Consider the following 15112-nt stretch of genomic DNA (forward strand, 5'->3'; position numbering starts at 1 on the left):
TCGACAATTTGTCGAAATGCTTGGTTTCAAACAATTGTTGCCCGTTTCACAATATGATAGGATTATACAGGTGAAATGTTGAGACACTTCAAGAAACGATGTGTTTACTGTTCCTAGAAATGTCTACGTTTTCATTCGAGGGAGAGTGCGCAGAAGGCTCGTTAAGAGAGAGGCGTTTATGGGTATCTATAGATAGCTAAGAAACGAAGTCGTCGCGTTAAAAAAACTTACTGAAAAGAGGGTAATGCACATGGCACAACATATCAAGGGAATTGGCGCTTCTGCAGGGATCGCGATTGCAAAGGCATTCGTGATGGAAACACCGGTCTTTGAGATTCCATCGCACAAAATCGAGGATGCAGCTGCGGAAAAAGAACGTTTCCAAGCAGCAATCGCAAAATCGAAGACGGAACTCGAAGTCATTCGTGAAAATACCTTACAAGAATTAGGTCCAGATAAAGCGGAGATCTTCTCGGCTCACCTTCTCATCTTAGAAGATCCGGAAATCGTCAGTCAGGTGAACGCAAAAATCGAGGACGAACAAGCAAATGCTGCAAAAGCACTCGATGAAGTCGCAAATATGATGGTCATGATTTTCGAATCAATGGATAACGAATACATGCGCGAACGTGCAGCAGACGTTCGTGACGTCACGAAACGGACGATGGCTCACCTTCTCGGTATCACGTTCGTCACTCCAGCTCAAATCAATGAAGAAGTCATCATCATCGCTGAAGACTTGACTCCTTCGGATACAGCTCAATTGAACCGTAAATATGCTAAAGGTTTCGCAACGAACATTGGTGGCCGGACATCGCACTCTGCCATCATGTCACGTTCACTCGAAATCCCAGCAGTCGTCGGAACAAAAGTTGTTTTAACGGACGTGAAACACGGCGATCTTCTCATCCTTGACGGTGCAGAAGGTGACGTCATCGTCAACCCAAGCGAAGAGCAAGTGGCTGAGTATGAAGCAAAACGCGCAGCATACATCGCACAAAAAGAAGAGTGGAAAAAACTCAAGAACGAAAAAACAATGACAGCTGACGGTCATCACGTCGAGCTCGCTGCAAACATCGGTACACCAAACGATGTCAAAGGCGTTTTGGATAACGGTGCAGAAGCAGTCGGTCTCTACCGTACGGAATTCCTCTACATGGATGCAGAGACGTTCCCAACGGAAGACGAGCAGTTCACAGCTTACAAAACGGTTCTCGAGTCAATGGGCGATAAAAAAGTCGTCATCCGGACACTGGATATCGGTGGCGATAAAGAATTGTCGTACCTTGATCTCCCACACGAGATGAACCCGTTCCTCGGTTACCGTGCGATCCGTCTCTGCCTTGACCAAACAGACTTGTTCCGTACACAATTGCGCGCACTTCTTCGTGCAAGTGCATACGGTAAACTCGCTGTCATGTTCCCGATGATCGCAACGATCGAAGAGTTCCGTGCTGCAAAAGCACTTCTCCTTGAAGAGAAAGCAAACCTTCAAGCTGAAGGCGTTACGGTATCGGAAGACATCGAAGTCGGTATGATGGTTGAAATCCCAGCAACAGCAGTCATGGCTCGTCAGTTCGCAAAAGAAGTCGACTTCTTCTCTGTTGGAACGAACGATTTGATTCAATACACGATGGCGGCAGACCGGATGAACGAAAAAGTATCATACCTGTACCAACCGTTCAACCCAGCGATCTTGAACCTCTTGAACAACGTAATCACTGAAGCACACAAAGCAGGCAAATGGGTCGGCATGTGTGGTGAGATGGCAGGAGAAGAATTGGCACTCCCAATCCTTCTTGGTCTTGGTCTCGATGAGTTCTCAATGTCAGCATCATCTGTTCTTCGCGCTCGTAGCTTGATGACACGTCTCAACAAGTCAGAATGTGAAGCAATCGTTGAGCAAGTGCTTGATATGGATACAGCAGAAGAAGTCGTCGACTTCCTCAGCACGACTTTCGACATCAAAAAATAAGTTCTGTCAGACGAATCTGGAACAATCCAGGTTCGTCTTTTTTTGTCTAATTCAACAAAAAAACAACGCCTCTTTCTTATAAGAAAGAAGACGTTGTTGAAATGGTGATTATTGAGCTTGTTTCTTCTTCGCTGGAGTAGCTTGTTCCGACAAAATCGGACGCTCGTTCCCCATCAAGAAGATAAAGATGACACCGAGTACTGCTGGAATCAACGCCCAGAAATAGACGGTTGAGATCGATTCTGCAAGCGACGTCTTAATTGCTGTCGCAACTTCTGGTGGCATCTTCGCAAACGCAGCAGCCGTTGGGAACTGTCCACCGGACGGCGCTCCACCTTGCGGCAACCGATCCGTTACAGCTGACGCGAACGTCCGTGATTGGATGATTCCGAGAACCGTGACACCAAGCGTCATCCCGATTGTCCGGAATGTTGAGCCCATCGAGGTCGCTGCGCCCCGACGTTGCATCTCGATGCCGTTGATACTCGCTAGATTCAATAGAGAGAAACTGAAGCCAACACCAAATCCGAGAATGATCATATAAATCGTTACCGCTGTCCGCGATGTCTCAAGCGTCATCGTACTAAGAAGATAGACACCGAGTAGGAAGAAGACCGCTGAGACGATCATGACGTTGCGGAATCCAAACTTGTTCGGCAACTGTCCACCGAGCTGCGCCGAGATGACCGAGGCAATCAACATCGGCATCAGGATCAGACCGGAATTCGTCGCACTGCCACCAAAGACACCTTGCACGAAGATTGGAATGAATACACTCGCTGAGATGAAGACGAATCCATAAAAGAACGCCACGCCTTGTGTTGCCGCAAATAAGCGACGGCGGAATAGACTAAACGTAATGACGGGATCCGCGGCACGTCGTTCAGCAAATGCGAAGGCAACGAACGCGACGAGCGCTGCTCCGAACAGACCAAGAATTTGTGGCGAAGACCATGCATACTCTTTGCCACCCATTTCGAGCGCGAGTAAGAATAACACCAATCCGGCGACAAGCGTAAACGCACCGACATAGTCGATTTTCTGTGTCCGGTGCACCGGTGATTCCTGATAGAAGACCGTCACGAGACCAAGGGCAATCAAACCAAGTGGAATATTAATGTAGAACACCCAGCGCCAGTCGAGGGAATCCGTCAATACGGCACCAAGCAACGGTCCGAAGATACTCGAGATGCCGAAGACCGCTCCAAACAACCCACTGACTTTCCCCCGTTTTTCCGGTGGGAAGATATCAAAGATGATTGTAAAGGCGATCGGCATCAACGCCCCACCACCGAGCCCTTGCAAGGCACGATAGGCAGACAGCTCAATGATCGAGTCTGCCATTCCACATAAGATACTTCCCACCATGAAGAGGAGCATCCCAAAGAGGAAGAAGCGTTTTCTTCCATACATGTCACTCAGTTTACCGAAGATCGGCATCCCAGCAACGGTTGCGATCATGTAAGCCGACGTGACCCATGCATACTGATCAAACCCATTCAGTTCACTGACGATCGTCGGCATCGCTGTCGCAACGATCGTGTTATCCATTGCTGCGACTAAAATTCCAATCAATAATCCGATGACGACAGGTGTCGTATTCGTTTTTGTTGTAGTCGAAGACATCGACGCACCTCATTTCTCAAAAAATTAGCTAACTCTTATAATAGCTAACTTATTGTATCATCATATGTGCAAAATCTCATTATCAAATGTGCTCTACGATCATTTCACACAAAAAAGACGGATCGCTCAGGGCGATCCGTCGCTTTTCTTCTTTACTCTATACGATACGAAATTGCTTCTCCGGCTTCGACCGTCCGTCCAACATCAACGTCGACTTTTCGATCCCCACTGTTCGTGACGATGATTGGTGTCAGTAATGATGGTACGAGTGGTCGTACTTGTTCAAGATCGACATTGAGGAGTGGTGTCCCCGGTTCGACACGATCGCCGGCTTTCGCCAACGCCTCGAATCCTTTTCCTTCGAGTGACACCGTATCAATACCGATGTGAATCAAGATTTCATCTCCATTATCCGCAAGAATACCAATCGCGTGTTTCGTCGGGAAGAACGTCGTGATCTCACCAGAGACTGGAGAGACGACATATCCTTCCGTTGGTTCGATCGCATATCCGTCACCCATCATGCGACCGGAGAACACTTGATCCGGTACATCATCGAGAGAACGAATGATACCGCTCAGTGGTGCGACATATCCATCTTCGGGCACGTAAGCCCCACCACGATCTCCAGCGAGTGGACCGGCATCTGCTGTACCAGTTCCAGAAGTCCGTGCTTCGTCTCCCATTGGTACTTGTGGAATTGGATCTGCTTCTGGTGTCTCTTTCGGTTTATAATTTGGATCTTTCATGATATCTGCCATTTCTGACTTGATCCCATCGGATTTCGGTCCAAAGATGGCTTGGACGTTATCTCCGACTTCAAGAACACCAGCAGCACCTAGTTCTTTCAAGCGATCCTTGTTGACGCCTGATTTATCATTGACCGTAATCCGCAGACGCGTGATACAAGCATCTAAGTGTTTAATGTTTGACGGACCACCGAATGCTTGTAAAATTTCATACGGTAGATCGCCTGCTTGTGCCGTTGAGGTAGCGGCACCCTCTTTAATCGCTTCGCGTCCTGGAATCTTCAGATCAAACTTCGTGATGACGAAGCGGAATCCGAAGTAGTAGATGACGGCGAAGACAAGACCGACTGGAATGACGAGCCACCACGAGGTTCGGTTCGGTAGAATCCCGAACAACGTGTAGTCAATCAATCCACCGGAGAACGTCATCCCAATCTTGACGTTCAGTAAATCCATGATCATGAATGAAAGACCTGCAAAGACGGCGTGAACGGCAAACAAAAGTGGTGCAACGAAGACGAAGGAGAACTCGACTGGCTCCGTGATCCCAGTCAGGAAAGAAGTCAACGCAGCTGAGAAATAGAGACCTTCGACGGCTTTACGACGATCCTTTGCGACCGTGTGGTACATCGCAAGACAGGCTGCTGGCAGACCGAACATCATGAATGGATATTTCCCGGTCATATATGTCCCTGCCGTAAATGGTACACCGTCCTTCAACTGTGCGAAGAAGATCCGCTGATCCCCGTTGATGATCGTTCCGGCTTTATCCGTATATTCACCGAACTGGAACCAGAAGCTTGAGTACCAGATATGGTGAAGACCAAACGGAATCAACGAACGTTCGACGAGTCCAAAGATAAAGGCAGACAACGGTTCGTTCGCTTCGATAATTGTTTTTGAGAATGTGTTGATTCCACTGCCGATCGGTGGCCAAATATACGATAAGGCAAACCCGGCGACAAGACTGAATAAAGCAGTTGCAATCGGAACAAAACGTTTCCCTGCGAAGAATCCGAGGAAATCAGGCAGTTTGATTTTAAAGAATTTATTATAACTGTACGCTGCTATCAAACCGGCAATGATCCCTCCGAATACCCCCATTTGCAAGGTCGGTATCCCGAGGACCGTCGCATACGACAAGTCACTCGCTTTCTGTGCTTCCGTGATTTTTTCTGGTGTGATCTGTAAGAACGAACTGATGACCTTGTTCATGATCAAGAAACCGACGATCGCTGCTAGACCGGCAACTCCTTCCCCATTCGCAAGACCAATCGCGACCCCGACGGCAAACAGTAACCCGAGGTTCGCAAAGATGATATCACCCGCATCCTGCATGACCCGCCAGATGACGACTAGCGAATCGTTCTCGAGGAACGGTAAATATTGCGTCAAGTTCGGGTTTTGAAACGCTGTCCCGAACGCGAGCAATAGCCCCGCTGCCGGCAAAATCGCTACCGGTAACATCAGGGCCTTACCGATCCGCTGTAAGACACCAAACACGTTTTTCCACATGCGTATATTCCCTCCTTTTTTAAACAAACTACTTAGTTCATACCCTAAAATATTCTATCGCAAAACGATTCTAAAAGATTTTTCCAAAAAAAATGAGCCCTTCCGCAGAAGGACTCACTCTAAAAACTTTAGACTGTTTTTTCTTGTTTACGTGATGCGATGACGGCTTGGATTTCAGACTTGATGTTGTCTGATTTCGGTCCGTAGATCGCTTGAACGTTGTTACCAACTTCAAGGACACCAGCAGCACCTAATTTTTTCAACTCATCTTTGTTGACTTTTGATTTGTCGAGAACTTCGACACGAAGACGTGTGATACATGCATCCAAGTGTTTGATGTTCGACTCTGAACCGAGTGCATCAAGGATACCTTCAGCGAGTTCAGAACCTTGAGCAGATGAAGTCTCTTGCGCTGCATCTTCACGACCTGGAGTTTTCAGGTTGAACTTGCGGATTGCGAAACGGAATCCAACATAGTAGATGACAGAGAGTGCAAGACCGACGACGATGACGAGCCACCACTGCGTGCGTCCTGGAAGAACACCGAAGAGAAGGAAGTCAATCAAACCACCAGAGAATGTCATACCGATCTTAACGTTCAACAATTGCATCGTCATGAACGAGAGACCTGCGAAGACTGCGTGAACTGCGAACAAGATTGGAGCAACGAACAAGAATGCGAATTCGATTGGCTCTGTGATACCTGTCAAGAATGCTGTAAGTGCTGCTGATCCAAGAAGACCACCAACGACTGCACGGCGCTCAGGACGAGCTTCGTGGTACATAGCAAGAGCTGCTGCTGGAAGACCGAACATCATGAACGGGAATTTACCAGTCATGAATGTACCAGCAGTCAATTCAACGTTATCTTTCAATTGAGCGAAGAAGATCGCTTGGTCACCACGAACGACATCACCTGCTGCATTCGTGTACGAACCGAATTCGAACCAGAATGGTGCATAGAAGATGTGGTGAAGACCGAATGGAATCAACGAACGTTCGATGAGACCGAAGACGAATGCTGCGAGTGTTGGGTTTTTCTCCATCATGAAGTGGGAGAATGTGTTCAATCCGTCCTGTGCGAACGGCCAAACGAATACAAGTACAAGACCTGCGAACAATGAAACGACAGCAGTGACGATTGGAACGAAACGTTTACCAGCAAAGAATCCGAGGAACTGCGGCAATTCGAGATTATGGTACTTCCCATACGCCCAAGCTGCAATCAGACCGATGATGATACCACCGAATACCCCAGTTTGAAGTGTTGGGATACCGAGTACGTTTGCATACCCTTGACCGTTAGCAACCATTTCTGGTGTAACGCCGAGCCAAACGCTCATTGTTTTGTTCATGATCAAGAATCCGACGATTGCCGCAAGTCCGGCTGCGCCGTCCCCTGCAAGACCAATCGCGACACCGACCGCGAATAAGAGTGCTAAGTTACCGAAGATGATATCCCCGGCTGCTTCCATCAATTTTGCAACCTTGATGATTGCATCATTTTTCAAGAACTCGAGTTTTGACGTCAAGTTCGGATTTTGCATCGCGTTACCGAATCCGAGTAGGATACCGGCAGCTGGCAAAATCGCTACAGGAAGCATCAACGCTTTACCGACACGTTGAAGAACAGCAAAAATCTGTTTGAACATGTGTGTTTCCTCCTTTTCCTGTTAAGAGCGAAGTATGATGAATAATGCCAATGATTGAGACGAAAAAAGTCAGACATCTGACCGATTTTTTACAGAAAAAAATCAGGCACGAGCGGATTGTAGACAATAGACTTATCCCGTTGAATAACGGAAATAAAGCTTCTTGCCCGACATCCCACTCATGCCTGATCGTATCAGTAACACGTAGTCCGTGCGGTCATTTACCTGAATCGTACTGCACTAAGCGTTGCAGATGCATCGTAAGATACGTCGCCTCACCGCGCGGTACCGCTTTCTTCAACTGACGTTCCATGATGGACATCAGCTCCCAAGCAGTATCATAGCATAGCGGATATTCTTCACGCAATAGCTTTTCTACTTTTTCTGGAGCCTCTAGATACTCCCCATTGGAAACCCTTTCAATCGCTGAACGAAGATGCCGAATCAGACGCTTGTAATCAAGCGATTTTCGATCGATTTTAATCTCCAGTCGCTGTTCGATATGACTAGCAATTAAACCGACGAGTTGATGATGGCGGTTGACTTCGAGTACGTCTTTGAAGTTCGTCGCTGAATGAATATGAAGTGCGATGAATCCTGTCTCAGCTGGAGGCAGGTAAAAATTCATCTCGGCACTGATGAACTCGACGATTTCTTCTGCAAGGGCGTACTCTTCGGGATACAAGGCTTCCGTTTCAGCAAGAAACGGATTCGTGACTTCCATTCCTTGTTCCAGTCGCTTGAACGTAAACGTCAAATGATCCGTCAATCCAATATGGATATGTTCGTCGACCTTTTTTCCGAAGCGTGTCTCGATCATCGAGACGATCTCGTTCATCAATGCGATGAAATTCTCATCGAGATGACCGACGAGCGCCTTATATTGATCCTGTTCTTCTTTATCCTTCAACGTGTAGACTTTTTCCAACTTGTCGAGATCTGTCAGTTGATCGCCTGGCTTCCGACCGAAGCCAATCCCTTTCGCGAGGATAATGACTTCCTGATTCGCACCAGTCGAACAAATGACGACATTATTATTCAATACCTTGATAACGTGGTACATTTGTTTATCCATTCGCTCTCAACCCAATCTGCTCTTACACATTTATTTAAAGACATTGTTTTCATTATAACGGTTTTTCAGACACGAAAAAAGCCTACTTACTCAAGTAGACTTTAAAACATTTGGTAACCGCTCTTACGCAAGAAGCGAATCGATAGACCGGCGATGATGATTCCGGCAAGACCAGCCGCGAACATCGTGATATCCGCTGTCTGTAGACCAGCAATCCGGTCTCCGAGATTCGGTATCGCTTCACGAGCATTCGTGAAGTATTCGAGCGTCGATTGGTTGTCGATCATCATAATTATGATGACCGGATAGAGTACGAGCATCACCCATGTACTCCGCAACAACATGTTTAAGATGAATCCGATACTAAAGAACATGACGAGATAAAGCACACTCCCGATCACGGCTTGAATGATATGCATACTGTTCCCCCTTTGAATCTCTTCTAGTATAACCGACAAAAAAGGCAAATGCACGAGTGTACATTTGCCTAAAACGTGAACTTAGAACTTCCCTTTTTTGATCGCAAGACCAAGTTTTTTTAGTTCGAAGAAGTGTTTGTTGTCGATGACTTTTTTCATGAACGATGCGTTACGACCGTAAATCTTCTTACCGAAGACCATGCCGATACCGTCTTTGTGACCAAGTGAAGCGACCGTTCCTTTGTTCTCGTACGTGAACGTCGATGTTTGACGACCCGCGATGAGTGCTGCGATGTTCTCAGCGACTTTGTGTGCTTGTTGTGTCGCGATTTGTGCAGTCGGTGGGTACGGACGGTTCGAACTTGGGTCCATGACTGCTGAACAGTCACCGATCATGAAGACATTATCGTGTCCTGGAACACGGAGATCTTCTTCAACGACGACACGGTTACGCATCGCTTCGAAACCAGATGCTGCAACGACAGGGTTACCGCTGACGCCACCAGTCCAGATGATCGTGTTCGCTTCGATCGTCTCAGTCGTGTCGCCTTGAAGCGGACCGAATGTGACGCTTCCTGCTCCACATTCCTTGATGCCGTTACCGAGTTTGAACTCGATGCCTTGGCGCTCAAGCCATTTGTGTGCATAGTTGACGAGATCTGCATCGAATCCTGGAAGGACTGTCGGTGCTGCCTCGATGTTGACGACACGAACGAGTTCGCGTGGAATGTCATATTGTTTGCACAGTTCTGGAATACGGTTGACGAGCTCACCCATGAACTCGATTCCTGTGAATCCAGCACCACCAACAACGATCGTCAAGAGTGAACGATCTTGTGATCCTGTTGTTTTGTACTGTGCGAATGAGTAATCGATATGTTCCTTGATTTTACGGACGCTGTTCAACGAGCTGATCGTCAGCGCGTGTTCCTTCAATCCTTTGATACCGAATGTTTCAGGAACGCCACCGAGAGCAACGACGACGTAATCGTAAGGAACTGTTCCGCCATCTTGTAAAAGAACCGTTTTAGCAGCCGTGTCGACTTTCTCAACGATACCTTTGACAAGTTTGACGCGTGACGGGTTGATGACATCATTGATGTAGATGCGCGCTTGCTCCGCAGACATCGTACCTGCAGCTGGTTCATGCAACCAAGTTGTTTGGTAATGATAGTCGTGTTTGTTAATCAACGTGATGTTCGCTTGATCGACGCCGAGTTTCTTTTGAAGGTTGACTGCTGTGATCAATCCACCGTAGCCCGCTCCAAGAATAACAATGTTAGGTGTGTTCATGTTCTGATACTCCTTACGAATCGTAGTTTTGTTGTGATTTTCTTCACATTCAATTACAGACGAATGCTCAAAAATTTTGTTCAAATAATGTTCACATGTCTATAAGCCTATTGAAACACTTTTCAGGAATGATTGCAAAAGAAAAATGTAATTTCCCTTAAAAAAATGTGAGATGTTCCGTACTTGCACCTTTACCCCCTACTTCCTATATAATGGACCTATCCAACGCTAGGAGGGAATCAGATGCACCAACCATATGATGTCACGATCATCGGCGGCGGTCCGGTCGGACTGTTCACCGCGTTTTATTCAGGAATGCGCCAGATGAAGACGAAGGTCATCGAGAGTCTACCTCAATTAGGTGGTCAACTCGCTACGCTTTATCCTGAAAAATATATATACGATATTGCCGGTTTTCCGAAAGTAAAAGCACAGGAACTGGTTGATCGGTTGCTTGAACAAGCAAATGAATTCGATCCGACATACGTGCTCGGTGAGACAGTCATCGCTTACGAACGGATGGATGACGGAATCATCCGCCTCGTCACGAATAAAGGCGAGCATTATACGAAGACCGTCATCTTGACGGCAGGCAACGGCTCGTTCGCCGCGCGTCCACTCGGAGTGGCAGATGCAGAACGCTTCGAAGAAACAAACTTACACTATTTCGTCAACGACATGGAACGCTTCAAGGATCGCCAAGTCGTCTTACTGGGTGGCGGTGACTCTGCAGTTGACTGGTCATTGATGCTTGAGCCGATTGCAAAATCCGTCACGCTCGTCCACCGTCGCGATAAGTTCCGTGCCCATGAACATTCGGTCGAACTGTTACACGATTCGTCCGTCAACGTCATGACGCCGTATACACTTGAATCGGTCACAGGTGAGACGCACATCGAGACGCTGACGTTCAAACATGCTGAAAGTGGTGAAGTCGTCGTCGTCGCTGCGGACGATGTCGTCTGTAACTTCGGTTTCGTCTCGTCACTCGGACCATTAAAAGAATGGGAAGTTGAATTCGAACGCAATTCGATTCGCGTCAATTCGAAAATGGAGACTGCGATTCCAGGTGTCTTCGCTTGTGGTGATATCGCGACTTACGAAGGACGCGTTAAACTGATCGCAACAGGATTCGGTGAAGCACCGATCGCCGTTAACCAAGCGAAACTTCTCGTTGATCCATCTGCTCGTCATCCGCAACACTCGACGAGTCTTTTCGAAAAAGTAACGAATCATTCTTGAGATATATGTGAATGACTGCAAATGATGAGAGGTCGGATTCCGGATGACATACCGGAGTCCGACCTCTTATTTTGATGGAATCATGCTAGGACGTGACCAAACATCTTCGACTCCTACAGGAAAAGAAAGCACGATGTGTGCTTCCGTCAGGGATAGGGACCCGACAGATCACATGGAATGGAAACTAGCGAGGCTTACATCCCGCCTAAGGAAAGCGAAGATGTTGAAAACGTCCGATTTCATACGGATGATCTTTTAACCGGTATCCGGTAAACCCGTTGCACGAGTTCGACCCCACCTCGCTCAATCATCGATTCTTCGAAGACCTGACCACCGAATCGCTCGTAAAACTGGCACGCTGGATTATCCCGCAAGACAGAAACCTGCATCGTCTCATATTCCGCTAAGTCCTCAGCGATGCGTTGAAACAACGCTTTACCGAGTCCTTGTCCTTGCGACGCTTGCAAGACATAAATCGCATACAACTCCCCTTCACGCGCATCACTTCGATTCGCTCCACCTTGCGCAAAGCCAACAACTTCTTCTCCTGAGACGGCAACATACACGCGTTGATCAATTAATGTCTGTTCCCATTGTTTCGTCCGTTTCGCATGCGACAACTGTGCTAAATACGGATCTGGAATGATACCTTGATACGTCTCGCGCCAGGCATCAATATGAACGCGGGCGATAGCTGACGCATCTTCTAGACGTGCTTCCCGAATCCTCATAACGGGATGATGAAGCGACGTGTCTCGCGTCCATTACGAACAGTCGGCTCGATTTCTTGTCCACCGTTCGCCAAGATGACACGGCGAGATGCTAGATTATCAACGCCACACGTCAACAGCACTTGATCGAGTCCACGTTGCCGTGCTTCTTCTAGCGCTAAACGGAGCCCGGTCGTCGCATATCCTTTCTGACGCTCGGATGGTCGGATGCCGTATCCGATGTGTCCGCCGTACAACTTCAAGTTCTCCGTCAAGTCATGCCGGAAGTTCAGCGCACCGACGATTCGTTGCCCGTCGACCATCCAGTACGTCGAATGGGTGACAAGACCCGGTCTGACTGTTGTCTCCATTTCCTTAAGTTCCGCAAAATAAGCGCCAAGTGGTTCATATGTGTCTCCGACTGCTTCCGGCACGATCGTTTCGCCCGACTCTCGCCAGTCTTCTAAAAAGGCGCGGTACTCGGTCTCCCACGCAAGAGTTGGTTTTATCAACTGCATCATTGGTGATTGCGCACCTCCTCTTCAATCAAACGATCGAGCCAGTCATCGACATGTTGGAACAGATAGCCGGCTTGTTTCGCAGCTGTCGTATCCATATAGAAATCGCGTTCTGGCGCAAGCGGCGATTCATCTTCTCCTTTTGCAACGAGTTGACTCGTCGTTCCCGCAACGCGGTCGATCTTATCCACTAGGTCTTGAATGGATAAGACACCGTCACTTGCAGCGTTGATTGGTCCGGTCAGTTCCGAACGACCACACCACTCCAAAAAGGCAGCGGCTTCGTAACTTGAGATATATCCCATCTTCGCGTATGTGTTTTCGGCAACAATCGGACGACCGTCAAGCGCACGCTTGATATGAAAGACGAGTCGCTCCGTATAGTCATCTGGTCCGAGGACGACCGGAAAACGGACCGCAACGACTGGGAACGTCGCCCGTTGGAAGAAATAACTCTCCGCTTGGCGTTTCCCTTCGCCATATCCATGTTCCTTCTCAAGCTCATATTTCCCGGGAAACGGATTGTAGGCACGCTCCGTGATATTCGCACCACCGTCTTCATAGACAGACATCGTCGACGTCAACACGTAGCGCCCGACTTTCCCTTCAAACGCGTCAATCGCAAGCTTGGCTTGATACGGCGTGAAGCAAATGTTGTCATAGATGACATCCCAGTGCTGTTGGCTTAAGTCCTTCATCGTACTACTTGACGTCCGGTCTCCTTTGAAAAATGTCAAGCCCTTCGCGACTGGTGGCGTATGCTCGCCGCGTGTGACGATTGTCACGTCATCCCCCGAATCGGCTAACCGAATCGCAAGCCGGCGTCCGAAGTAGCGTGTTCCCCCGAAGATCAATACTTTTCTCATCCTGAAGCCCTCCCTGTTCGTAGTAGCATTCACTCTCTTAATATTTCGAGTCAACGGAACAGGTCTCCTGTATGCGGACAATAAAAAAATCGTGGACGATGTCCACGATTGGATTCATTAACAGCCACCCGGTGTCCCGGCATTCGTTGCCGTCCGGAACGATGTCCCGCAACCGCATGTTGCGATGGCATTCGGATTCGTGATCGTGAATCCGCCGCCGAGCATCGACTGCTTATAATCGATTTCCAGTCCTTTGACGACCGGGTAATCTTTTTCGTCCACGATGACGGTCACGCCGTGCTGTTCGAAAACGAGATCCGTTTCTTTCTGTTGGTCGAATCCCATTCCGTACGACAGACCACTACATCCACCACCTTGGACGAGCATCCGAAGATTCCGTTCATCTGCTGGTGCCTGCGCCATCATGTCTTGGACTTGTAGCGCTGCTGCCTCCGTTAAATGGATCATGTCATCACCTTCCTTTTCTTTAGTATACGCAACTTCTGAGCGAATCGAAACCTAGTTGCTTGAAACTATCTTGAATTCGTTGTATAAATGGTATGTACAACAAAATAATCGTTCCATCTTCAGGGCAGGGTGAAATTCCCGACCGGCGGTAAACAACTATTATGAGTTGAAGCCCGCGAGCGAATAGGGCGCTATTTGCTGATTCTGTGTAATTCAGGAGCCGACAGTATAGTCTGGATGGGAGAAGATGGCGGCATGAGTTTGAATTTGATCGATTTTTGCAATAATCGATTAGGTTTATTTAATGCGGACTTCTCCCCTGTTGATCTCATCAATAGGGGTTTCTTTATGGACGCAGTCATGCCAATACTTCATCGAGAGGAACGAGCAAAAGGAGACAATACTCGTATGAAACGCACACAAAAAATGGTCACTCTGTCAATGTTAGGTTCAATCTCATTTGTTCTTATGCTTATCAATTTTCCACTGCCGTTCTTACCGAACTATCTGAAGATCGACTTCAGTGATGTTCCTGCTCTCGTCGCAGCGATCATGTTCTCACCGGTCGCAGGTGTCATCGTCGAAGCATTGAAGAACGTGTTATATTACATCTTCCGCGGAAGTGGTGTTCCGGTCGGAGAATTCGCGAACTTCGCTGCTGGTGTCGCATTCGTGCTTCCTGTCAGCTGGTTCTACCACAAAAAGAAATCAACACAAGGTCTCGCAACTGGCCTCGTCGCTGGTACGATCACGATGGCACTCGGTCTTGCGATTCTCAACTATATCTTGATCCTTCCAGCGTATGCATGGTTCCTCGGTATGGACTACATGGCGGATCCAGCTGTCAAATGGACAGCAATCACAGCCGGTATCTTACCGTTTAACGTCATCAAGGCATTGTTCATCTCGGCACTCTTCATTCCGTTGTTCTTGAAACTACGACCATGGATGATGCGCCGTCAACAATCTGCCTGATCCGAAAAGCTGCGCCCGCTGACGGACAC

Annotated in this window: 13 protein-coding genes and 1 riboswitch; of the genes, 3 read left to right on the plus strand and 10 right to left on the minus strand. The window is 47.9% G+C overall.

Going from position 1 to position 15112, the window contains the following annotated elements; all coding sequences use genetic code 11:
• Positions 1–250: 250 nt before the first annotated feature.
• Entirely contained in the window at positions 251–1975 is a 1725-nt protein-coding gene (gene ptsP, locus KNQ12_RS05235; RefSeq protein WP_023469128.1) for a phosphoenolpyruvate--protein phosphotransferase, read from the plus strand.
• Positions 1976–2083: 108 nt separating this feature from the next.
• Here the strand turns inward: ptsP and KNQ12_RS05240 are convergent, their stop codons facing one another.
• From KNQ12_RS05240 to KNQ12_RS05265, 6 genes are all read right to left on the minus strand, one after another.
• Complete coding sequence (locus KNQ12_RS05240; RefSeq protein ID WP_023469129.1) at positions 2084–3601, minus strand: MDR family MFS transporter; 1518 nt, start codon at positions 3599–3601, stop codon at positions 2084–2086.
• Between the two features lie 152 nt (positions 3602–3753).
• Complete coding sequence (gene ptsG / locus KNQ12_RS05245; protein ID WP_058264695.1) at positions 3754–5865, minus strand: glucose-specific PTS transporter subunit IIBC; 2112 nt, start codon at positions 5863–5865, stop codon at positions 3754–3756.
• 128 nt (positions 5866–5993) lie between these two features.
• Complete coding sequence (gene ptsG / locus KNQ12_RS05250; protein WP_029342409.1) at positions 5994–7517, minus strand: glucose-specific PTS transporter subunit IIBC; 1524 nt, start codon at positions 7515–7517, stop codon at positions 5994–5996.
• Between the two features lie 217 nt (positions 7518–7734).
• The gene (gene glcT, locus KNQ12_RS05255) at positions 7735–8592 is read right to left on the minus strand and encodes a glucose PTS transporter transcription antiterminator GlcT (protein WP_023469132.1); all 858 of its coding nucleotides are present in this window, start codon (positions 8590–8592) and stop codon (positions 7735–7737) included.
• A 101-nt stretch (positions 8593–8693) separates the two neighbouring features.
• The gene (locus tag KNQ12_RS05260; protein ID WP_023469133.1) at positions 8694–9011 is read right to left on the minus strand and encodes a YuiB family protein; all 318 of its coding nucleotides are present in this window, start codon (positions 9009–9011) and stop codon (positions 8694–8696) included.
• Positions 9012–9092: 81 nt separating this feature from the next.
• Positions 9093–10304 (minus strand): NAD(P)/FAD-dependent oxidoreductase, encoded by a 1212-nt coding sequence (locus KNQ12_RS05265; RefSeq protein WP_214746655.1) that lies wholly within the window; start codon positions 10302–10304, stop codon positions 9093–9095.
• Between the two features lie 243 nt (positions 10305–10547).
• On the opposite strand from KNQ12_RS05265, the gene KNQ12_RS05270 reads away from it, so the two are divergent.
• Complete coding sequence (locus KNQ12_RS05270; protein ID WP_023469135.1) at positions 10548–11546, plus strand: NAD(P)/FAD-dependent oxidoreductase; 999 nt, start codon at positions 10548–10550, stop codon at positions 11544–11546.
• Between the two features lie 239 nt (positions 11547–11785).
• On the opposite strand, the gene KNQ12_RS05275 is transcribed toward KNQ12_RS05270, so the two are convergent.
• From KNQ12_RS05275 to KNQ12_RS05290, 4 genes are all read right to left on the minus strand, one after another.
• Complete coding sequence (locus tag KNQ12_RS05275) at positions 11786–12277, minus strand: GNAT family N-acetyltransferase (protein ID WP_214746658.1); 492 nt, start codon at positions 12275–12277, stop codon at positions 11786–11788.
• Entirely contained in the window at positions 12274–12774 is a 501-nt protein-coding gene (locus tag KNQ12_RS05280) for a GNAT family N-acetyltransferase (protein ID WP_241492319.1), read from the minus strand. Before KNQ12_RS05280 ends, KNQ12_RS05275 begins: the two co-directional genes overlap by 4 nt.
• Entirely contained in the window at positions 12774–13640 is an 867-nt protein-coding gene (locus tag KNQ12_RS05285) for an NAD-dependent epimerase/dehydratase family protein (protein ID WP_058264691.1), read from the minus strand. The genes KNQ12_RS05280 and KNQ12_RS05285 overlap by 1 nt, the downstream gene beginning before the upstream one ends.
• A gap of 117 nt (positions 13641–13757) precedes the next feature.
• Complete coding sequence (locus tag KNQ12_RS05290) at positions 13758–14108, minus strand: HesB/IscA family protein (protein ID WP_029342414.1); 351 nt, start codon at positions 14106–14108, stop codon at positions 13758–13760.
• Between the two features lie 111 nt (positions 14109–14219).
• Positions 14220–14361: riboswitch (FMN riboswitch) on the plus strand.
• Between the two features lie 155 nt (positions 14362–14516).
• On the opposite strand from KNQ12_RS05290, the gene KNQ12_RS05295 reads away from it, so the two are divergent.
• Positions 14517–15083: an ECF transporter S component gene (locus KNQ12_RS05295; protein WP_029342415.1), complete on the plus strand. Its 567-nt coding sequence runs from the start codon at positions 14517–14519 to the stop codon at positions 15081–15083.
• The last annotated feature ends 29 nt before the right edge of the window (positions 15084–15112 follow it).

The organism is Exiguobacterium sp. s11, assembly GCF_018619015.1.
GTDB classification, from domain to species: Bacteria; Bacillota; Bacilli; order Exiguobacteriales; family Exiguobacteriaceae; genus Exiguobacterium_A; species Exiguobacterium_A indicum.